This window comes from Xanthomonas sp. NCPPB 2866 (assembly GCF_041475745.2).
Lineage (GTDB): Bacteria > Pseudomonadota > Gammaproteobacteria > Xanthomonadales > Xanthomonadaceae > Xanthomonas > Xanthomonas arboricola.
Window position 1 is genome coordinate 4,013,054 of sequence record NZ_CM192975.1, and the last position, 21,274, is coordinate 4,034,327.

At 66.8% G+C, this 21,274-nt stretch carries 12 protein-coding genes; 5 read left to right on the plus strand and 7 right to left on the minus strand.

Annotated elements, in window-relative coordinates:
• Positions 1 to 14: 14 nt before the first annotated feature.
• The 4 genes from ACCQ04_RS16950 to xerD form a co-directional block, all read right to left on the minus strand.
• Entirely contained in the window at positions 15 to 3,851 is a 3,837-nt protein-coding gene (locus tag ACCQ04_RS16950; protein WP_506191510.1) for a YadA-like family protein, read from the minus strand.
• Between the two features lie 878 nt (positions 3,852 to 4,729).
• Positions 4,730 to 8,779, minus strand: coding sequence for a phosphoribosylformylglycinamidine synthase (purL, locus tag ACCQ04_RS16955; protein ID WP_372358571.1), 4,050 nt, complete (start codon positions 8,777 to 8,779; stop codon positions 4,730 to 4,732).
• A gap of 391 nt (positions 8,780 to 9,170) precedes the next feature.
• Positions 9,171 to 9,971: a DsbC family protein gene (locus tag ACCQ04_RS16960; RefSeq protein ID WP_024939124.1), complete on the minus strand. Its 801-nt coding sequence runs from the start codon at positions 9,969 to 9,971 to the stop codon at positions 9,171 to 9,173.
• Positions 9,972 to 10,106: 135 nt separating this feature from the next.
• On the minus strand, positions 10,107 to 11,078 hold the full coding sequence (gene xerD / locus ACCQ04_RS16965) for a site-specific tyrosine recombinase XerD (protein ID WP_115511589.1): 972 nt from the start codon (positions 11,076 to 11,078) through the stop codon (positions 10,107 to 10,109).
• Positions 11,079 to 11,265: 187 nt separating this feature from the next.
• Between xerD and ACCQ04_RS16970 the strand changes: the two genes are divergently transcribed.
• Positions 11,266 to 11,727 carry an RDD family protein gene (locus ACCQ04_RS16970; RefSeq protein WP_054592486.1) on the plus strand — a complete coding sequence of 154 codons (462 nt, stop codon included), beginning with the start codon at positions 11,266 to 11,268 and terminating at the stop codon, positions 11,725 to 11,727.
• A 154-nt stretch (positions 11,728 to 11,881) separates the two neighbouring features.
• On the opposite strand, the gene lptG is transcribed toward ACCQ04_RS16970, so the two are convergent.
• Together lptG and lptF are read right to left on the minus strand one after the other, a co-directional pair.
• On the minus strand, positions 11,882 to 12,988 hold the full coding sequence (gene lptG / locus ACCQ04_RS16975; protein ID WP_024939127.1) for an LPS export ABC transporter permease LptG: 1,107 nt from the start codon (positions 12,986 to 12,988) through the stop codon (positions 11,882 to 11,884).
• Positions 12,985 to 14,067 carry an LPS export ABC transporter permease LptF gene (gene lptF / locus ACCQ04_RS16980; RefSeq protein ID WP_024939128.1) on the minus strand — a complete coding sequence of 361 codons (1,083 nt, stop codon included), beginning with the start codon at positions 14,065 to 14,067 and terminating at the stop codon, positions 12,985 to 12,987. The genes lptG and lptF overlap by 4 nt, the downstream gene beginning before the upstream one ends.
• 107 nt (positions 14,068 to 14,174) lie before the next feature.
• Here lptF and ACCQ04_RS16985 point away from each other — a divergent pair, with 107 nt between their 5' ends.
• The 4 genes from ACCQ04_RS16985 (at position 14,175) to ACCQ04_RS17000 (ending at position 19,485) form a co-directional block, all read left to right on the plus strand.
• Positions 14,175 to 15,647 (plus strand): leucyl aminopeptidase, encoded by a 1,473-nt coding sequence (locus tag ACCQ04_RS16985; protein ID WP_102251257.1) that lies wholly within the window; start codon positions 14,175 to 14,177, stop codon positions 15,645 to 15,647.
• Positions 15,647 to 16,018 carry a hypothetical protein gene (locus ACCQ04_RS16990; protein WP_226427458.1) on the plus strand — a complete coding sequence of 124 codons (372 nt, stop codon included), beginning with the start codon at positions 15,647 to 15,649 and terminating at the stop codon, positions 16,016 to 16,018. Before ACCQ04_RS16985 ends, ACCQ04_RS16990 begins: the two co-directional genes overlap by 1 nt.
• Positions 16,018 to 16,443 carry a DNA polymerase III subunit chi gene (locus tag ACCQ04_RS16995; RefSeq protein ID WP_104646351.1) on the plus strand — a complete coding sequence of 142 codons (426 nt, stop codon included), beginning with the start codon at positions 16,018 to 16,020 and terminating at the stop codon, positions 16,441 to 16,443. Before ACCQ04_RS16990 ends, ACCQ04_RS16995 begins: the two co-directional genes overlap by 1 nt.
• 207 nt (positions 16,444 to 16,650) lie before the next feature.
• Positions 16,651 to 19,485: a valine--tRNA ligase gene (locus tag ACCQ04_RS17000; protein ID WP_226427459.1), complete on the plus strand. Its 2,835-nt coding sequence runs from the start codon at positions 16,651 to 16,653 to the stop codon at positions 19,483 to 19,485.
• Positions 19,486 to 19,573: 88 nt separating this feature from the next.
• Here the strand turns inward: ACCQ04_RS17000 and ACCQ04_RS17005 are convergent, their stop codons facing one another.
• Positions 19,574 to 20,707: a pectate lyase family protein gene (locus ACCQ04_RS17005; protein ID WP_024939132.1), complete on the minus strand. Its 1,134-nt coding sequence runs from the start codon at positions 20,705 to 20,707 to the stop codon at positions 19,574 to 19,576.
• Positions 20,708 to 21,274 lie beyond the last annotated feature (567 nt).

A 21,274-nucleotide genomic window follows, 5' to 3' on the forward strand; every position in this document is an offset into this window, starting at 1 on the left:
TGGCAAGACCTGCGCTACCAGCCGAAGCCGGCACCCAGGCCGATCGACCGGTCGTCACCGCTGAGTGCGCCGCCCACCGTCAGGGTGGCGCGCGGGCTGATCGCACGCTGGTAGCCCACCGACAACGCCGATTCGCCGTTCTGGAAACCGACGCCGGCACCGACGCGGTTCTGTGTGGCGATACCACCGACGCTGGCGGCCATGTTCAACATCGCCGAGCTCATCGCGCCCTGACGATCCAGGCGACGGTTCTGCCGGCGCAGACGGTCTTCGATATCGCCCTGGTAGGTCTCGAAGCTATCGGCCATCGCGTTGTAGCGGCTGTCGGTATAGCTGTTGGCCGCGGCAACGCCGTTGTCCAACTGGCCCTTGTTGACCGCATCGGTGGCACGCGTGCCGGCGGCCACATTGGCCACCTGACGCTCGCCGCCGACGCTGCCCACCGACACCGTGTTGGCACGATCGGCAACCGAGCCCTGACCTAGCGCGACCGCACCCTGCGCACTGGCACGTGCGCCCTGGCCGATCGCCGTGCCGGAGGCCGCACTGACCTGCGCGCCTTCGCCCATCGCCACCGCATTGGTCGCCACCGCGGCAATCTGCGTGTTGGCGCCGACCGCGGTGCTGCCATCGGCATTGACGCGTGCATTGCTGCCGATCGCGGTGTCGTTGGGGCCATGCGCATACGCGCTGCCGCCGATTGCGGTACTGGTCACGTGGTTGGCCACTGCGGCCGTGCCGACGGCGGTGGACGTTGCGGCCGGGGTGATGCTGCCGACCACTGCGGCGGTCGGCGTGCCTAAGACCGCGTTGCTTGCGGCAAGCCCGCTCGCCGTTGCAGTGACGGAAGACACCGCGCTGTCGGCCATGCCGTCAGCCGCCAGCGATGTCGACAGCAGGCCATCGTCTATCGCATCTGCGGTAGTGGCGACAGTCGAGGCTTCCGGAGCCGGGGCTAGCGCCGTCGCCGAACGCGCCGCAACCGAACGCACCGCAGTGCCAGGCGTCGCCGTACCACCACGCGCATCCAGCTCGCTGACCTTGCTGTCCAGCGCAGTCAGTGCCTCGCCCACATTGCGGTAACTGCTGCCCTGGATCACGTAGGTCGGTGCAACGAACACGCCCTGCGCACCGATCGCCGCACCACCGCCGAGGAAGCTGGCGGCATTGCTCAACGACTGGAACAGCTGGCCGCCGTTGATCGCCTCCAGGCTGGCATCGGCAATCGCGCCGGCGCCAACGTTGACGATGCGGCGCGTGGCCGGGCCGCCGCGGCCATTGCCGTTGCCCACCGACACCACGTTGGCCTCGTAGCTGCGCGAACCTGCGCCCAGCGCCACCGAATCGGCACCGCTGGCGCCGGCATTGGCACCGAGTGCGACAGCGTCACGGCCACCCTCGCGGGTAAACGCGTTGTAGCCCACTGCCAGACTGTTGTTGCCCAGCGCATTGGATTGCACGCCCAATGCCACCGCCGCGCTGCCCGTTTCACCGACGAACACGCCCACGTTGGCATTGCGCCCGATCGCAATCGCATCGGGCGCATCCGCCTTGGCGTTGGTTCCCAGCGCGATATTGTCGCCATAGAGGATCGACGTATTGGCGCCGCTCCCGATCGCGATGCTCCTGCTGGAGGTGGCACGCGCGTCATAGCCGATGCCGATGCCCTCCGCGCCCTCGGCCGATGCCAATGCCCCCAGCGACACCGTGCGCGGAGCGAACGACGCGGCGCTATGGCCGATCGCCACCGCGTCGGTATTGTTGTCGTTGGAGAACACGTTGGCGTTGTAGCCGAGCGCAACGGCGTAATCGCCGTCGCTGCGCGCACCTGCGCCGATGGCAACGCCACCGACCCGGAACGCACCCGCCGGCCTGAGCGTGGAGCTGATCAGCGACATGCCGCCGAGCGTCACGCTGCGCTCGCCGGCGGCAACCGCCAGACTGCCCACGGCAACACTGCTCTCGCCAAGACTGGAGGCATTGAAGCCCACCGCCGTGGTCATGCTCGCGTCGGCCCGCGCACCAAAACCGAAGGCCGACGCCGCCGTACTGCGCGCGGTCGAGAACGCGCCCACCGCGGTGGCGACATCATCCTGCGCACGTGCGCTGAATCCCGCCGCCATCGATTGCTCGCCGCTGGCCGCTGCCCCCGTGCCGACCGCGGTGGCGAAGCTGCGCGTGGCAATCGCCCCGCTGCCCAGCGCCGCTGCACCGCGCGCCTGGGCCAAGGTGGCCTGTTCCTGCGCGCCGACGATGGAACCCGCCGCATCGAACACCGGCACGGACGCGACGCCACCCACTGCAACGGCCGAGGCATCGGCCGCGCTGGCGTTGCGGCCGACGGCCACGGCATCGCGCCCGAGTGCCAGACTGCCCGAGCCCAGCGCGTTGGCACCATCGCCGATCGCGTTGCTGGCGCTCCCCAACGCCAGCGCATTGAGTCCGTCGACATGGGCAGCGACTTCGTCCGTATCGGTCTTGCCAATGGCCAGCGTGCTGTCGAGACGGTCGGCCACCGCACGCACGCTGTCGAGTTGGGCGACATTGACTGCGTCATTGGCCTCGGTGCCTGCCGCCACGCTGGTGATCTGCCGCGTCAGCCCCGCCTGCACATCGCCAACCGATACCGTATTGCTGCGGTTCGCGTAGGAATGCGCGCCCAGTGCGACGGCGCTGGAGGCAGAGCGGTTCCAGGCATCGTCGACAAAATCGCCCACACGCGCGCCATAGCCGATCGCCACCGCATCGATGCCATTGGTTTCGGAATCTGCACCGATCGCGGTGTTGTTGCCGTTGAACCACGAGGTGCCGGCACGTGCGCCCAACGCGATGCTGTTTTCAGTGTAGGCGGTGCTGTCGTGACCGATCGAGATACCACCATCGCCCATCGCCAAGGCGAAACCACCCAGCGACACCGTGCGTGGCGCGAACGAACCGGCACTATGGCCGATCGCCACTGCATCGGTATTGCCTGGCGCATTGGGAAAGATGTTGGAATCGTAGCCAATGGCAATCGCATAATCGGACTGGCTCTGCGCACCTGCGCCGAGCGCGATGCCGCCTGTTCCGGTGGCAGCGGTGATCGAGCCGAAGTTGCTGATGCCACCGACCACCACGCTCTGCACGCCACTGGCCAATGCGGTATCGCCCACCGCGATACTGCTGCTGCCTTGGCTGCGCGCCCGGTAACCGAAGGCCGTGGACGTGTCTCCGCTGGCACGCGAACTGTAGCCGCCGGCGGTGGAAAGAAAACCACTGGCCGTGGACAAACCGCCGATCGCGGTGGCGCCATCGTTGAAGGTCTGTGCGCGATAACCCACCGCCGCGCTCTGCACGCCAGTGGCGCTGGCGCCGCTGCCAACGGCGCTGGAAAACGGATCCCCAGCCACTGCACCGCCGCCGACGGCGGTGGCCCCCACACCGGACGCCTGCGTGGCCTGTTCGCGTTGCCCGATGACAAATCCGGATGCGTCGTAGTCGTAGACCGTTGCCACGCTGCCGACGGCGGTTGCCGATTCCCCTGCGGCCGACACGTTATGTCCGATCGCGGTGGCGTCGCGCTCCAATGCCAGGCTTCCGCCGCCGAACGCGCTGGTTCCATCGCCCAGCGCATTGCTCGCATTGCCCAGGGCCAGCGCATCCTGCCCATCCGCAAACGCCGGTGCATCGGCATCTGCCGCAGGCGTTGCCGCTGCTTGCGCGCTCGCTGTTGCAGGCGCGGCGCTGTCGCTTGTCGCCACATCGGTGTCGCAACGCTGTTGGCCTTGGACGACCGTGCAATGGGCAAGCGCGTCGGCTTGCGTGGTCGTGGCATGGGCAACTCCAGCCATGCCGGCAAGCGCCAGCAGCATTGCCGCCGCCAGCCTGCCGCGCGCATGCCCCGCAGATCGATATAACGCTTGATTTCCCGTATCGCGGGCAAGCCTTACCGTTCGGCAATGAGCACGCTGCTCACCACCGGCATCTAATTGAATTCGCTTCATTAACGACTTACTCCCCATTGGTCTGGCATGTAAAAACCGACCACCGTGCGATTGCATCGCACGGTCCCCCTGAGGTTTATCGAAAACGCACTCGCCCTGCTTCTGCAGCGGGAACTACCCGCGCAAAAGCATCCACGATCAATCCATAAAGTGCTACAGAAACGCCATGAATCGAAGATTCATAACGTGGTCTTAATCTATTGAAAAACCAAAAGTTCAATTGAGATTGACGTCACACAAGCAGCATCACCAGATACCTCTACTAAATACCTAGTAGTTTTTATAGTTACTTAAAGTAAACCATGTTTCGACCTTTACTAAATGCAGTTCATCGCAACAGCGCCAATGCGACCGCAGGCGTTCGCCCTCATCGGCAACGCATGCAACGTGATGGCGACAAGCCTTGTGCTGGCCGCAGGCCAGGCTGGAAAACCGCGTTTTTCTCGAGTGTCCTGCCGCTGCGCGCGCTGCGTGCAAGGACGTGGCTGCCATTGGCAGCTGTTGCAGGCGAGCCCGACTCCTTGGGAGCCTGCAGTCGACCCAAACGCGGCCATGCATTTTCTTGCTCATAAAGCACCACGCATCGCCACGCCGCTCGCGGCAACGGTCGAAGGACTCGATACCACCGCAGGCCGTCGCGCAGCTCCGACACCGGAAACGACAACGGCCGTGTGCATCGCTGCACACGGCCGTCCAATGACACGGTGGGTACGGCGCTTCAGCTCACGCCGCACACCTCCGCACCCTCAACCGCACCAGACCCGCGCGTTGCGGAACATCCGCAGCCACGGCGAGTCCTCGCCCCAGTCGGCCGGGTGCCAGCTCAGGTTTGCCGTACGCGGGGTGCGCTCCGGATGCGGCATCAGGATGGTGGCGCGGCCGTCGCTGCTGGTCAGGCCGGTGATGCCGTCCGGCGAGCCGTTCGGATTGAGCGGGTACTGCGATGCCACCGCGCCATCGCCATCGATGAAGCGCAGGGCCACACGGGCAGCCGCCTGATCCACCACGGTGTCGAACTCGGCGCGGCCTTCGCCATGCGCCACCGCCACCGGGATCCGCGAACCGGCCATGCCGCGCAGGAAGATCGACGGCGACTCCACCACTTCCAGCAAGGCGGTGCGCGCTTCGAACTGCTCGCTGCGATTGCGCAAAAAGCGCGGCCAATGCTCGGCACCGGGAATGATGTCCTTGAGCTGGCTGAGCATCTGGCAGCCGTTGCACACACCCAGCGCGAAGGTATCGCTGCGCGCAAAGAACGCGGCGAACGCGTCGCGCAAGGCCGAGCGCTCCAGGATCGAGGTGGCCCAGCCACGCCCGGCACCCAGCACGTCGCCGTAGCTGAAGCCGCCACAGGCGGCAAACCCGGAGAACTGCGCCAGATCCACGCGGCCTTCGATCAGGTCGCTCATGTGCACGTCGAACGCACGGAAACCGGCGCGTTCGAAGTTGTAGGCCATCTCGATCTGCCCGTTGACGCCCTGCTCGCGCAGGATCGCCACCTTGGGCCGCGCACCGGTCGCCACAAACGGCGCGGCCACGTCTTCGGACGGGTCGAACACCAGCTTCGGACGCAATCCCGGCGCCTGGAAGTCGCGTGCCTGCGCGCGCTCCTCGTCGGCGGTTTCCGGGTTGTCGCGCAATTTCTGCATGGCGTGCGTCACCGACCACCAGGCGTCGAACAAGGCTTCCCAACGCCACTCGGCCAGCACCCGGCCCTGCCCGCTCACGCGGATGCGCGGCGCGCCGGTGGGGCGTGCGATGCGCTGCGCGCACTCGGTCAGCGCGTGCCGCTCGACCAGATCGGCGAACGCGGCGCGGTCCTCGCTGGCGATCTGCACCACCGCGCCCAGTTCTTCGTTGAACAGGCTGCGGAATGCATCGTCGCCCCAGGCATCGAGGGTGATGTCCAGGCCCTGCCGCGAGGCGAACGCCATCTCGCACAGCGCCGCAAACGCACCGCCATCGCTGCGGTCGTGGTACGCCAGCAACAGGCCGCTCTCGCGCGCCGCGCGGATCAGTTCAAAGAAGCTGCGCAGCCGCTGCGCATCGTCCAGATCCGGCACCTCGCCGCCGAACGCCGGCAATGCCGCAGCGTCGGCATACACCTGCGCCAGCACCGAACCGCCCAGGCGCTGCTTGCCGCCGCCCAACCCGATCAACCACAGCTCGCTCTCTTCGTCGCTGCGCAACAACGGCGTCAACTGCGTGCGCACATCGCCGACCGGCGCGAATGCACTGATGATCAGCGAGACCGGTGAAACGCTCTTGTGGGCGATGGGATTGGAGAGTGGGGATTGGGGATTCGCAACGGCGGAGGGCTGCGGCGTTTCGCCATTCCCGATTCCCGATTCTCCATTCCCGACAACCCACTGCGCCTGCATCGACAGCGAGTCCTTGCCCACCGGCACGCTCAGTTCGAGCGCCGGGCACAGCTCCATGCCGATCGCGCGCACGGCGTCGTACAGCAGCGCGTCTTCGCCGGCGTGACCGGCGGCGGCCATCCAGTTGGCCGACAGCTTGATGCTGTCCAGCGTCTGCACCGGCGCGGCGCACAGGTTAGTGATCGCCTCGCCCACCGCCATGCGCGCCGACGCGGCGGCGTTCAACAACGCCAGCGGGGTGCGCTCGCCGATCGACATCGCCTCGCCGGCGAAGGTGTCGAAGCCGGCCAGGGTGATCGCGCAATCGGCCAGCGGCAGCTGCCACGGCCCGATCATCTGCTCGCGCGCGGTCAGGCCGCCCACGCTGCGGTCGCCGATGGTCACCAGAAAGCTCTTGGACGCCACCGTGGGATGCGCCAGCACGCGCTGGCCGGCCTGCTGCAGGTCCAGCGCGGCGGTCTGCAGCACCGGCCACTGCGGCGCCGGCGGATGCACCGCATCGCGATGCATCTTCGGTGCCTTGCCGAAGAGCACGTCCATCGGCAGGTCGATCGGGAGCGGGGATTGGGGATTGGGGATTGGGGATTGGTTGGAAGCAACGGCGGACCCGGCAACTGATGAATCGCTTTTGCGAATCTCGAATCCCGACTCCCCAATCCCGTCCCCAAACACGCCATAGCCAACCACCAGCCGCTCCTCGGCCGTGGCCACGCCGACGGCGGCAAACGGGCAGCGTTCGCGCGCGCAGATGGCGGCAAATTCGTCCAGGCGTGCCTGCGGTACGCCCAGTACGTAGCGCTCCTGCGATTCGTTGCACCACAGTTCCAGCGGCGACAGCGAGGGGTCGTCGGTGAGCACGCGGCCCAGGTCGATGATGCCGCCCACGCCGGAGTCGTGCAGCAACTCGGGGATGGCGTTGGACAGGCCGCCCGCGCCCACGTCGTGGAACCAGCGGATCGGGTTGTCGGTGCCCAGCGCCACGCAGCGGTCGATGACCTCCTGGCAGCGGCGCTCCATCTCCGGGTTTTCGCGCTGCACGCTGGCGAAATCCAGCGCCTCGGCACTGTCGCCGGCCGCCACCGAGCTGGCCGCACCGCCGCCCAGGCCGATCAGCATCGCCGGGCCACCCAGCACGATCACCGCATCGCCGGGCTGCAGGCGCAGCTTCTCGACCTGATTGCGATCGATCGCGCCCAGGCCGCCGGCCAGCATGATCGGCTTGTCGTAGGCGCGGGTCAGGCCCTCACCTTCGGCAAGCTCGAAACTGCGGAAATAGCCGAGCAGGTTCGGCCGGCCGAATTCGTTGTTGAACGCGGCGCCGCCGAGCGGGCCGTCGAGCATGATGTCCAGCGCCGGAGCCATGCGCGGGTTCAGCGCGCGCGGCGCCTCCCACGGCTGCGGCAGGGTCGGGATGCGCAGGTGCGACACCGTGAACCCGGTCAGCCCGGCCTTGGGCTTGCCGCCGCGGCCGGTGGCGCCTTCGTCGCGGATCTCGCCACCGGCACCGGTGGCAGCGCCGGGAAACGGCGCGATCGCGGTGGGGTGGTTATGCGTTTCGACCTTGATCGCAAACGCCGACGGCAGCACCGCCTCGGCACGGTACTCGCCACTGGCCGGATCCGGCCGATAGCGCGCGGCCGGCACGCCTTCCACCACCGCCGCGTTGTCGCTGTAGGCCGACAAGGTGTGCTGCGGGGTCTGCTGGTGGGTGTGCTTGATCATGCGGAACAGCGAGCGTTCCTGCGGCTTGCCGTCGATGGTCCAGCTGGCATTGAAGATCTTGTGCCGGCAGTGCTCGGAATTGGCCTGGGCGAACATCATCAGCTCGACATCGGCCGGGTCGCGGCCCAGCTCGGCGAAGCGTTCGCGCAGGTAGTCGATCTCGTCCTGCGCCAGCGCCAGGCCGAGGTCGCGGTTGGCCTGTTCCAGCGCCGCCAGCGGCACGCGCTGCAACTGTCCGCGATCGGGCACGTTGAACAGCGCCTCGGCGGCCGCGGCCGAGCCGAGCAGCGACTGCGTCATCGGGTCGTGCAGCAGCTTGGCCACGGCGGCCTGCATCGCTTCGTCGGCCGGCCAGCCGGCCAGATCGATGCGGGTGCCGCGCTCCACGCGCTGGATCGGCTGCCCGGCCCCGCGCACCAGTTCGGTGGCCTTGCTCGACCACGGCGACAAGGTGCCCAGACGCGGCACCACATAGCACGAGGAGGCATCCTCGGCCCGCGGCGCGGGGGCGGCTTCGGCCTGCAGGATCCGCTGCAAGGTGGCCTGGTCGGGCGCTTGCCCGGCCTCGGCGCGGATGAAGTACACGTGCCAGGCGCCGGTGATGCGCAGCGCGGGAACGAGGGTTTGCAGGCGGGTTTCGAGCCGAGCGCGGCGGAACGGCGAAAGGGCGGAAGCGCCCTCGAGGACCATCATGTCCGGGGAACCGTGTCAGAAACGGGGCTGCAGATTGTAACGGAGCTGATGCGTCGGCGCCGGACCCGGCGTGGGTGGGCCGCCGATCCATGCAGTGATCATTCGCACAGCCCGGGCCGGATTCGGCGCGTGCCGGCCGATGCGGCAACGGCGAAGGCGGATGGCGATGCCGGCAGGGAGTCACGCGCACGCCCGCGCTTAGGCCGGGTCGCAGCGCGGTAGCAACGTCCACAGCGCTAGCCACCACCGGTCCACCGCCGCTCTCACCGCATCAACCGTGCAGCCAGCCCGCCCCTGAAACGCAGGAGGCCGGAATGCATGCATTCCGGCCTCCTGATCGATCACACCGACCGCCGCAGCGGCCAGCATCCCGGCTCAGCTGCGGGATACCTCAGCGGCTGCCGCCGGCAGTGCTGACCGCGCGCTTTTCCAGCGCCTCACGCAGCTGCGCCGGCGGCAGGTAGCCACCGAGCTGGGTGCCGTCCGGCGCAAAGATCGCCGGGGTGCCATTGACGCCCAGACGCTGGCCCAGCGTGTATTCCATCGACACCGGGTTCTTGCAGTCCTTGGCATTCACCGGCTGCCCGGACTTGGCCGCGGTCAGGGCCTGCTTGCGGTCGGCCGCGCACCACACCGCGATCATTTCCTTGTGGTCCTGGCTGCCCAGGCCCATGCGCGGAAACGCCAGATATTCCACCGCGATGCCCTGCTTGTTGAGTTCGCCGATCTCGCTGTGCAGCTTGCGGCAGTAGCCGCATTCCACGTCGGTGAACACCGTCACGGTGTACTTGGGGTTTGCCGGTGCGAACACGATGCGGTCGGCCTTGGGCACGGTCTCCAGCTGCTTGCGGCGGTAGGCCAGCAGGCCCGGGCTGGCAGCGAACTGCTTGTTCTGGATGTCGAACGGCTGCGCCTGGATCAGGTAACGGCCGTCGTCGCTGACGTACAGCACCTGCCCGCCGACCACCACTTCGCGGAAACCGGGAAACGGCGCGGCGCCGATGTAGTCCGGCTTGAAATCCGGATCCAGCGCCTTGAGCGCGACGCTCACACGCTGGTCCACATTGCCCGCAGCGGCAGGGGCGGCGGCGGCTGGCTTGGCGCCGGCGTTGCTTGCCGCAGGCTGCGAGGATTGCGCGCAGGCGGTAAGGCTGATTGCGCCCAGCAGCGCGGCGATGGCAAGACGATACATTCACGCATCCAGTGGAATGGGGTGCCTGGATTCTCGCACAGCGCAGATGAAGCCAGGCAGCGAGCGGAATGCTTTGTTTACCGGCCGAGCCGCTGAATGGGCCACGGCGGGCCGCCGCGGCGCCTGCAGCCGCAGTCAGCCGCGCGGATGATGGGCGGCGTGCAGCTTCTGCAGGTGCTGACGCGCCACCAGGGTGTAGATCTGCGTGGTGGACAGCGAGCTGTGACCCAGCAGCATCTGCAGCGCGCGCAGGTCCGCACCGTGGTTGAGCAGATGGGTGGCAAAGCTGTGCCGCAGCCCGTGCGGGCTCACCGTGGCGGGGTCGATCCCGGCCACCGCCGCATAGCGTTTGACCAGCGCCCAGAACTGCTGGCGGCTGGGTGGCTGCCGCGCTGCATCGATGAACAACGGCACCTGCCCGTCCACTGCCGCCACCGCCTTGTGGCTGGCCAGCAGCGGGCGCGCCTGGCTCAGATACCGCTCCAGCCAGTGCTGGGATTCCTCGCCCAGCGGCACCAGCCGCTCCTTGCTGCCCTTGCCGGTGACCCGTAGCACGCCCTGGCGCAGGTTGACTCCCACCGCCGGCAGGTTGACCAGTTCGCTGACGCGCAGGCCGGCCGCATACATCAGCTCGAGCATTGCGCGGTCGCGCAGGCCCAGCGGCGTGTCGATCGCGGGCGCGGCCAACAGCGCCTCGATCTGCGTTTCGGTCAGCGCCTTGGGCAAGCTACGGGGCAACTTTGGTGGGTCGATCAGCGCCGTCGGGTCGTCGCTGCGTACCCCATCGCGCAGGCACAGCGCGTAGAACGCCCGCAGCGTCGACAATAGCCGCGCTGTGCTGCGTGGGGAGTAATTGGCCTGAGCGCGCCAGCGCAGATAGTCGAACAACGCCGCCCGATCGACACCCAGCAGGCCGCCGCCGGCACCGTCGCGCCAGCGCGCCAGGCCTTCCAGGTCGCGTCGGTAACTGTCCAGGGTCTGCCGTGCCACGCCCTGCTCGGCCCATAACCGGTCCAGGAAGCGTTCGATGGCGGCGGCATCGGCGGCCTGCACCGGTGGCAGGTGTTGCGCCAGTTGGCGACGTTCGGCGGGACTGCTGGCTGACATCGCAACAGCATAGAGCGTGACATGCGATTTGCGGCGCGCCGTGTTGGCCAGGCGCGGGATTGGCGGTGCGGCTTGCCTCGACAAGCCACCCACCACATCGCTCCCGCCTCGACGCACAGGCCCGGCCCGGCGCGGGATTGCCGCAGCGCGACGTTGCCCGATCGGCTGCGCCGGCTATGCTCGCGGCATGACCTCGCCCCCTTCACCGCGCAGCGCGCGACCGCCCGCCCTGGTGGTCTGGCGCCTGCTGGCCCTGTGCTACGACGCCTGGCCGGTCCTGGCACTATGGATGCTGATCTCCGCCGCGTTCACGCTGGGCTTCACGCTTGCCGGGCACCCGGCCCGCGAAAACATCGCCCCCTTCAGCGGCTGGCAATGGCTGTTGTGGCTGTGCTGCTGGATCGCCGCCGGGGTGTACGCCACCGTCAGCTGGCGACGGGGTGGCCAGACCCTGGGCATGCGCCCGTGGCGGCTGTCGCTGGTCGGGCCGCAAGCCACCTGGCGCGCGCTCTGGGTCCGCTATGCCGTCGGCACGCTGTCGCTGGCCTTGGCTGGCGCAGGATTCTGGTGGGCCTGGCTGGACCGCGACCGCCTGGCCTGGCACGACCGCGCCAGTGGTACCCGGCTGCAGCGCACGCCCAAACGCTGAAACGACCAGGCCGGCCTTTTGCCGATCTTTACGGCAGGCGCCGCAGGAGTGCGGCGGTCATGCGACGTACTGACCGCCTACACGCATAGAGCGGCAACCGCTGCTCAGAGCAGGCAGAACACGGCTCCACCGACGCTGAACCGACGCATCGGCGTCAGCTACTGCGCCGTCGGAACAGCCATGCCGACACGCCCAGCATCACCATCGGCGGCAGCGCGTAGGCGATGCGGTAATCCAGCTTGAGCGCGCCGGCCATGCGGCCGAAGAACAGCTGCAGCAGCCAGAACCCCAGCGCGAACAGGATGCCCAGGAACAGCCGCTTGCCCAGGCCGCCGCTACGCAGCGAACCGAACGAGAACGGAATCGCCGCCAGGCACAGCGCCAGGACGTTGAGCGGATAGAACCAGCGGCTCCAGTACTGGTCTTCGTAGTCGCGCGCGTCCAGGCCGTTGCGGCGGCGGTACTCGATGCTCTGTTCCAGATCACGCGCGGACAGGTTGCGCGGCTTGGCCAGCCCGGCCGCCAGCGCCGCCGGGCTGAGCTGGGATTGCCACGGCAGCTCGGGGAAGGTTTCGCGCTGCACCGAGCGTTCCTGGAAGGTGTCGCGGCGCACCTGGCGCAGCGTCCAGGTCCCATTGCGGTTCTCGGCCAGTGCCGCATAGGTCAGCTGCTGCATGCGGCCGCTGGCATCGAGGTGGTACAGCCGCACATCGTGCAGGTCCAGCGCGGTGCCGCCGCCGTCGAGCAGCTTCTCTTCGCCGCTGAGCGCATTGAGGAAGGTGTCGCCCTCGCGCGCCCACAGGCCGGAATAGCGCGAGCCGGCCATGTTGCTGTTGTAGCGGGCGCTGGTCTTGAGGGTATCGGCCTGGTTCTGTGCCCACGGCCCCACCGTCTCGCCACTGATCACCATGGTGGCGGTCAGCAGCGCCATGGCCGCCACCACCGAGGCCGACATACGCTTGCGCGACACGCCGAGCGCGCGCAGCGCGGTGAGCTCGGACGTTGCCGCCAGCTGCCCCAGGCCCATCAAGGCGCCGATCACCGCCGCGGTGGGAAACAAGGTGTAGGCCCGGCGCGGCACGGTATAGGCCACATAGGCCACCGCATGGCCAAAGCTGTAGCTGCCCTGGCCGATGCTTTTGGCCTCGCTGGCAAAGGCGTTGACCAGGTCCAGGCCCAGCAGCACCGCCCACGTCAGCAGCACGGTGAACAACACCGCGCGCCCGATGTACCAGTCATGCACCCGCGGCATCAGCCTCATGCGCGCACCCTCGGCCGACGCACGCGGCCATCGCGCGCATACGCCCAGATCGCCACCGCCAGCAGCGGCAGGGTCAGCCACCACAGACCGAGCGCGGCCGGCGTCTTGCCATTGGCGATCCACTGGGTGCCGACGATCATCAGATTGGTGCCCACCATGTACGCCAGGAAGGCCAGCATGATCCGGCCATACCGCTGCTGCCGTGGCGCGCTGCGCGACAGCGGCAGGGTCAGCAGCGCGAAGGCCAGCGCCAGCAGCGGCGGCGCCAGGCGCTCATGCAGCTGCGCGCGCGCGGCCGGGCGCTGGTCCGACAGCAGCTGCGTGGTCCACATCACTTCCGGATCGTTGGCATCGTGCACCTGGGTCCGGTCGGGCAAGGCCACATCGTTGCTGGCGAACTTCATCAGGCGGTAGTCCAGGGTGTTGCCGGCGGCCGGGCCTTCGATGCGGTAACCGTCCTCCAGGCGCAGATAACGGTCGGCCTTGCCTTCGAAGAACATCGCGCCGCGGTCGGCGGTGACCACATCGATGCGGTCGTCCTTCTGGCGCTGCATGAAGACCTTGCCCAGGCCCTTGCCGTCGGCCGAGATCGTGGTCAGGTACACCACGCCGCCACCGGACAGCGGGGTGAACTTGCCCGACTCCAGGCCGGCCATCACGATGCTGCGGTTGGCGTCTTCCAGCATGGTCTCGGCGGTGCGGCTGGCCCAGGGGCCCAGCCACAGCGAGCACAGCCCGATCACCACCACCACCGGCACCACCAGCATCAGCATCGGCCGCAACATGCGCCGCGGGCCCACACCGATGGCGGTGATGACGGCCATTTCTGAATCGCGGTACAGCCGCGCCAGTGCCAATAACAGCCCCAGCATCAGCGCCAACGGCAGGATGATCGGCAGATACGCAACGAATTGCAGGCCCACCTGAGACAGCAGCAAGCGAGCAGGGATGCGGCCATCGGCGATATTGCCGAGGATATCCACCAGCACACCGCCGACGCTGACGACCAGCAGCACGATCAAGGTGGCCAGGAAGCTCTGGGTGAAATCGCTAAGCAGGTATCGATCGAGCTTCGGCATGGGGTGGGCTTGTTTTAAACTCTCGGATTCGTTCGCGGCGGCGCCAGCCTAGTCCGGTTGGCGTAAACAGCCCGCGATTGTACGGATTTGCCTACGGAATCTGATCAATGGCCCTGCAATTCACCCTGAACCAAGACGCGCCGGCAAGCGCCGCCGTCGACTGCATCGTGGTTGGCGTGTTCGCCGACAAGACCCTGTCGCCCGCTGCCCAGGCACTCGATAGCGCCAGCCAGGGCCGTCTGACGGCCCTGGTGGCACGCGGCGATGTGGCTGCCAAGACCGGCAGCACCAGCCTGCTGCACGACCTGCCCGGCGTCGCCGCCCCGCGCGTGCTGGTGGTCGGCCTGGGCGAGGCCGGCAAGTTCGGCGTGGCGCCGTACCTCAAGGCGGTGGGCGACGCGACCCGCGCGCTGAAGACCGGCCCGGTCGGCACCGCCCTGCTCACCCTGACCGAATTGCCGGTCAAGGCGCGCGACAGCGCCTGGAACATCCGCCAGGCCATCATCGTCAGCGACCACGCCGCTTACCGTTACACCGCCACGCTGGGCAAGAAGAAGGTCGACGAGACCGGCCTGACCACGCTGGCGATCGCCGGCGACGACGCCCGCGCACTGGCCGTGGGCGTGGCCACCGCCGAGGGCGTGGAGTTCGCCCGCGAGCTGGGCAACCTGCCGCCGAACTACTGCACCCCGGCCTATCTGGCCGAGACCGCCGCCGCGTTCGCCGGCAAGTTCCCCGGCGCCGAGGCCGAGATCCTGGACGAGACGCAGATGGAGTCGCTCGGCATGGGCTCGCTGCTGTCGGTGGCGCGTGGCTCGGCCAACCGCCCGCGGCTGATCGTGCTGAAGTGGAACGGCGGCGGCGACGCGCGTCCCTATGTGCTGGTCGGCAAGGGCATCACCTTCGACACCGGCGGCGTCAACCTCAAGACGCAGGGCGGCATCGAGGAAATGAAGTACGACATGTGCGGCGGCGCCAACGTCATCGGCACCTTCGTGGCCACCGTCAAGGCCGAGCTGCCGATCAACCTGGTGGTGGTGGTGCCGGCGGTGGAGAACGCCATCGACGGCAATGCCTACCGCCCCTCCGACGTGATCACCAGCATGTCCGGCAAGACCATCGAGGTCGGCAACACCGACGCCGAAGGCCGCCTGATCCTGTGCGATGCGCTGACCTACGCCGAGCGCTTCAACCCCGAAGCATTGGTGGACGTGGCCACGCTGACCGGCGCCTGCATGGTGGCGCTGGGCCACCAGACCGCCGGCCTGATGAGCAAGCACGACGACCTGGCCAACGAACTGCTGGCCGCCGGCGAGCACGTGTTCGACCGCGCCTGGCGCCTGCCGCTGTGGGACGAGTACCAGGGCCTGCTGGATTCCACCTTCGCCGACGTCTACAACATCGGCGGCCGCTGGGGCGGCGCGATCACCGCCGGCTGCTTCCTGTCGCGCTTTACCGAGAACCAGCGCTGGGCGCATCTGGACATCGCCGGCGTCGCCAGCGACGAAGGCAAGCGCGGCATGGCCACCGGCCGCCCGGTGGGGCTGCTGACCCAGTGGTTGCTGGACCGCGCGGCCTGATGTCGCCACGCGCTGCACTGGCGCTGATTGCCGGCTTCTCCGTTGTGAACGGAGCAGCCAGCGCGGTGCCGGGCTGGACCAACCCCGGCATCGATCTGCTGTGGATCGTCATGCAGATTGTGCTGTTGTTTGTCTGGCTGGCGGCCGACAGCCGCCGGCTCGGCTACCGCCGGCCGGCCTGGATGAATATCGGCATCGTGGCGTTCGCCGTGCTGTTCCTGCCGGTGTATCTGTACCGTTCGCGCCCGCCGGGGCGCCGCCCGCGTGCATTCGGCGGCCTGCTGTTGGCCGTGCTCGGCTTTGCTGCGCTGTTCGTGGCCGCCGGCATGGCCACCGAATTCTTGCTCTCCTCCCGCTTTGTGACCGCCTGATGCCCCGTGCCGACTTCTACCTGATCGCCAAACCGCGCTTCCTCAACGAACCGCTGCGGCTGGTCTGCGAGCTGGCGCGCAAGGCCAACGACGCCAACCTGTCCACGCTGATCCTGGCGCGCGACGCCGCGCAGGCCGAGGCACTGGACGACCTGCTGTGGGCGTTCGACGACGAAGCCTACGTGCCGCACCAGATCGCCGGCACCGATGAGGAAGACGAACTGGCGCCGGTGCTGATCGCCGCGCCGGAGTTCGATGCCCCTTCGCGTCCGCTGGTGATCAACCTGCGCGACGACCCCTACCTGGGTGCCTGCGACCGCGTACTGGAAGTCGTCCCGGCCGACCCCGCCGCCCGCGAACCGCTGCGCGAGCGCTGGAAGCAGTACAAGGCCCTGGGCCTGGAACTAACTAAGTACGACATGTAAGTGGGCGGGGATTGGGGAGTCGGGATTGGGGATTGGTAAAAGCAACTCTTTTGCGCATCCCAGGGCTGCATCCAATGACGAATCCTCAATAGCCGATCTTCGCTCCACCGCACCACCGCTGACGTTGATGAGTGGATTGCCAGCGCTTCTCGCCGGCCCCATGACGCAACCAATCCCGAATCCCGAACAACGAATCGCCGCCTATCTATGACCACCCTCGCCTCCAGCTACGAACCCTCTTCCTTCGAATCGCGCCTGTACGCGCAGTGGGAGGCGGCCGGTTATTTCGTGCCGTCCGGCAAGGGTGAGCCGTATACCGTGCTGCTGCCGCCGCCGAATGTGACCGGGACGCTGCACATGGGCCATGCATTCCAGCAGACACTGATGGACGCGTTGGTGCGCTATCACCGCATGCGCGGCTTCGATACGCTGTGGCAGGTGGGCACCGACCACGCCGGCATCGCCACCGAGATGGTGGTGTCGCGCAACCTGGCCCTGGAAGGCAACGGCGAAACACGCGACTCGCTGGGGCGCGAGGGCTTCATCGCCAAGGTGTGGGAATGGAAGGCCGAGTCCGGCGACACCATCGAGCGCCAGATGCGCCGGCTGGGCACCTCCAGCGACTGGTCGCGCAGCACCTTCACCATGGACCCGCAGCCGTCGGCCGCGGTCAACGAAGCCTTCGTGCGCTGGTACGAGCAGGGCCTGATCTATCGCGGCCAGCGCCTGGTCAACTGGGACCCGGTGCTGAAGACCGCGATCTCCGACCTGGAAGTGGAAAACGTCGAAGAAGACGGCTTCCTGTGGTCGATCCGCTACCCGCTGGCCGACGGCTTGACCTACGAGCACGTCGAACACGATACCGACGGCGTCGAGACGCTGCGCGAAACCCGCGATTACCTGGTGGTCGCCACCACGCGCCCGGAAACCATGCTGGGCGATACCGCAGTGATGGTGCATCCGGAAGACCCGCGCTACGCCACGCTGCACAGCGCCCGCATCGTGCTGCCGCTGACCGGCCGGCAGGTGCCAGTGATCACCGACGATTATGTCGACCGCGCCTTCGGCACCGGCGTGGTCAAGGTCACGCCTGCGCATGACTTCAACGATTACCAGGTGGGCGTGCGACATGACCTGCCGCTGATCAATCTGTTCACCGTCACCGCCACCATCAACGAGAATGCGCCGGAGCGTTATCGCGGCCTGGATCGTTATGACGCACGCAAGCTGGTGCTGTCGGAACTGGAAGACCTGGGCGTATTGGTCGAAACCAAGCCGCACAAGCTGCAGGTGCCGCGCGGCGACCGCACCGGCCAGGTGATCGAGCCCTATCTGACCGACCAGTGGTTCGTGAAGATGGACGCGCTGGCCAGGCGCGGCCTGGAGCTGGTCGAAAGCGGCCAGGTCAAATTCGTGCCGCCGAACTGGATCAACACCTATCGCCACTGGATGGAGAACATCCAGGACTGGTGCATCAGCCGTCAGCTGTGGTGGGGCCATCGCATCCCGGCGTGGTTCGACGAGGCAGGCAAGTGCTATGTCGGCCACGACGAAGCCGAGGTGCGCGCGAAACACGGCCTGGGTGCCGACGTCGCGCTGCACCAGGACAGTGACGTGCTGGAAACCTGGTTCTCCTCGCAACTGTGGCCGTTCTCCACGCTGGGCTGGCCGGATGCGAACGCGATGGCCGAGCGCGGCTTCGAGCGCTACCTGCCGTCGTCGGTGCTGGTCACCGGCTTCGACATCATCTTCTTCTGGGTGGCGCGCATGATCATGGCCACCGACAGCTTCACCGGCCAGGTGCCGTTCCGCGATGTCTACATCACCGGCCTGATTCGCGATGCGCAGGGCCAGAAGATGTCCAAGTCCAAGGGCAACGTGCTCGATCCGCTGGACATCATCGACGGCATCAGCATCGAAGACCTGGTGGCCAAGCGCACCAACGGGCTGATGCAGCCGCGCATGGCCGAGAAGATCGAAAAGGCCACGCGCAAGGAATTCCCGGACGGCATCATCGCCCACGGTGCAGACGCGCTGCGCTTCACCATCGCCGCACTCGCCACGCATGGCCGCGACATCAAGTTCGATCTCGGCCGCGCCGAAGGCTACAAGAATTTCTGCAACAAGCTGTGGAATGCCACGCGCTTTGTGTTGATGAATACCGAGGGCGCGCGCTTTGCCGGCGTGCCGCAGCCGCGCACCGAAGCCGAGCAATGGATTCTGGCGCGCCTGGACAAGGTCACCGCAGAAACCCACGCGCACTACGCCAATTACCGCTTCGATCTGCTCGCGCAATCGCTGTACGAGTTCGCCTGGAATGCGTTCTGCGACTGGTTCGTCGAACTGGCCAAGCCCGCGCTCAATGGCCAGGACAGCGAAGCTGCCGCCAGCACGCGGCACACCCTGCTCCATGTGCTCGAAGCGTTGTTGCGCCTGCTGCACCCGCTCACCCCATTCGTCACCGAAGAACTGTGGCAGCAGGTCGCACCGCGCCTGGGCATCACCGCCGCCACGATCTCGCTGCAGGCATTCCCGCAGGCCGGCGATATCGATACCGCCAGCTACGCCGGCGCAGAGGCCGATGTCGAATGGCTGAAGTCGATGGTGTCGGCACTGCGTCGTGTGCGCAGCGAGTTGAACGTACCGCCGTCCAAGCAGGTACGCCTGCTGCTGCAGGCCGGCACTGCCGACGATCGCGCCCGTATTGGCCGCTTTGCCTCGCAGCTGTCGTTTCTGCTCAAGCTCGAAGCGATCGACTGGCTTGATGCCGGCCAGGACACCCCGCCGTCGGCCACGGCCATCGTCGGTGAGCTGACCCTGCTGGTGCCGCTGGAAGGCCTGGTCGACATGGATGCCGAACGCACGCGCCTGGACAAGGAAATCAAGCGCGTGGAAGCCGAGATCGGCAAGTGCAATGGCAAGCTGGGCAACGCCACCTTCGTGCAGAACGCACCGGCCGTGGTGGTCGAACAGGAGCGTGCGCGCCTGAACGACTGGACCACGCAGCTGACCGGCCTGCGCGAGCAACGCGCCAAGATCTAACGCCGCCAAAACGCACAACGCCCGCAGTGTTGCGGGCGTTGCGGAAACAGATGCAACGCTGCATGCGTTGCATGTGGCAGACGCCGCCTTACAGTTTGCCTGCGCCGGCTTTTGCCTTGACGTCCGCAGCGACCTTGTCGGCCGACAGCAGGCTATAGGTGTACGGCGGGGTCCAACCGATGTTGCTATTCCACGAGCAGGTCAGTGCCTTGCCGTTGAGCAGCGAGCCCTGGTCGCGGTACACGCTGCCGCCGTAATCGGCCGCAATCTTGTCGCAGCTGCTCACCCCACTGATGTCGAACACGTTGCGCTCGGAGAAGATCTTGGACTCCTTGCCCACGCCGTGCGCGTGCGAGAACGGGTAGACCTTATTGCTGGTGCTGCCGACGTGGTAGTTGTTGTACAGGTGCACCTGGCCGAAGCGCACCCGCGGCGCGCGTGCGGAAATGTTCTCGAACAAGGTGTTGTGGATGGTCACCTTGAGCTTGCCGCTGTCGGTGCTGGAGGCGCTGTCGCTGGAGCCGATCAGGTCGTTCTTCTCGTGCGACTTGAACGCCGAGTAGGAAATGGTGACGAAGTTGGCGCCCTTCTTGACGTCCATCGCACCGTCGTGATGCTGCTTGGGGCGTCCGTTGGCGGTGCCGTTCTGATCGTCGGTGCGGCGACCATCGGTGAAGGTGACGTGGTCCACCCACACATTGGTCGCACCCTCGACCGTGAGGCCGTCGTACTCGGAATTCCAGTTGCCGGCACTGCCGTCATCCGGGTCCCAGACCGGCTCCGGATCCCATGGATTTTCGATGGTGATGTTGCGGATGATGACGTCGTTGGCCTTGACGTAGAAATAGCCTTCGCGAATTTCCGCGTTGCTGGTGATGCCGATCAGCGTGGTCTTGGTCGGGATGTCCAGCCGCGCGCGGCTCTTCATATCCGAGGTCGTGGTGTACGGTTTGCCCTCACTGACATCGATGATGCCGCTGATCTTGATGATGCGCCCGTTGCTGCCCACGCTGGCTTTCAGCGCGCTCTTCAGCTCGGCGGCAGTCTTGACCGTGTAGATGTTGGCAGCGGCCGCCTTGGAGCCGCCCTTGGTTCCCCCGTTCTGGGTTGCCCAACCAGTGGTTGCAACTTCCAGTGCAGGATCGGCGCAGGCAACGCCAACGACCAGCAACGACCCGACAAACAGCGACGCGGCGGCCGCCGTTGAAAATTTCGGCTTCATCTTGATGTCTCCCTCGAATGGGTTCGATGCGCCGCGCGGCGGCACACCCCTCGTCTAGCAGGCGCGGAACATACTTTTCATCTCTGTAATGTTCAGTTCCGCGACGCCGATACTAGGAGCATCGCAATGGCTTGTATCTAGCCGATGCATCGATGTGCACGCGCAGTCACGCAAACGGTTGCGGGACACGCAAGAGAAGACAAAACGCTGTAATCAAGACACGTGGAGACAGTCGCGAGGACACTGCAGTGCAGCATGATCTGCAGCGCAGTACAGACGGGCCCGGGTCCAGCACGGTGTGCCACCACGCTCACAGACCTGCATGTTTTTTTGACGCGCACAGCGGCCGCAATGCGCTCTAGCGCCTTCTAGCGGCATCTCGCATGCGAGGACGCAACTGTTCACGTCACCGAAAAGAGAAAATACAAGATGGCGAAAGAATCACCATGATGTGTGCGAGCACGTCATGCCAGATGGCGGCGCGCGAGCAGCCGACGCACGCGGTGCGTCAGGAACGATGTGCGCCTTGCTGCGATCGATTGCAGTGACGCGCAAGGGCGTTGCTCA

Excerpts from the sequence above, each read along its gene's own strand:
- ACCQ04_RS16985 (WP_102251257.1), top strand. The coding sequence starts at position 14,175 with ATGGCCCTGCAATTCACCCTGAACCAAGACGCGCCGGCAAGCGCCGCC.
- ACCQ04_RS16970 (WP_054592486.1), top strand. The coding sequence starts at position 11,266 with ATGACCTCGCCCCCTTCACCGCGCAGCGCGCGACCGCCCGCCCTGGTG.
- xerD (WP_115511589.1), bottom strand. The coding sequence starts at position 11,078 with ATGTCAGCCAGCAGTCCCGCCGAACGTCGCCAACTGGCGCAACACCTG.
- ACCQ04_RS17005 (WP_024939132.1), bottom strand. The coding sequence starts at position 20,707 with ATGAAGCCGAAATTTTCAACGGCGGCCGCCGCGTCGCTGTTTGTCGGG.
- lptF (WP_024939128.1), bottom strand. The coding sequence starts at position 14,067 with ATGCCGAAGCTCGATCGATACCTGCTTAGCGATTTCACCCAGAGCTTC.
- ACCQ04_RS16990 (WP_226427458.1), top strand. The coding sequence starts at position 15,647 with ATGTCGCCACGCGCTGCACTGGCGCTGATTGCCGGCTTCTCCGTTGTG.
- lptG (WP_024939127.1), bottom strand. The coding sequence starts at position 12,988 with ATGAGGCTGATGCCGCGGGTGCATGACTGGTACATCGGGCGCGCGGTG.
- ACCQ04_RS16995 (WP_104646351.1), top strand. The coding sequence starts at position 16,018 with ATGCCCCGTGCCGACTTCTACCTGATCGCCAAACCGCGCTTCCTCAAC.
- ACCQ04_RS17000 (WP_226427459.1), top strand. The coding sequence starts at position 16,651 with ATGACCACCCTCGCCTCCAGCTACGAACCCTCTTCCTTCGAATCGCGC.
- ACCQ04_RS16960 (WP_024939124.1), bottom strand. The coding sequence starts at position 9,971 with ATGTATCGTCTTGCCATCGCCGCGCTGCTGGGCGCAATCAGCCTTACC.
- purL (WP_372358571.1), bottom strand. The coding sequence starts at position 8,779 with ATGATGGTCCTCGAGGGCGCTTCCGCCCTTTCGCCGTTCCGCCGCGCT.
- ACCQ04_RS16950 (WP_506191510.1), bottom strand. The coding sequence starts at position 3,851 with ATGCTGCTGGCGCTTGCCGGCATGGCTGGAGTTGCCCATGCCACGACC.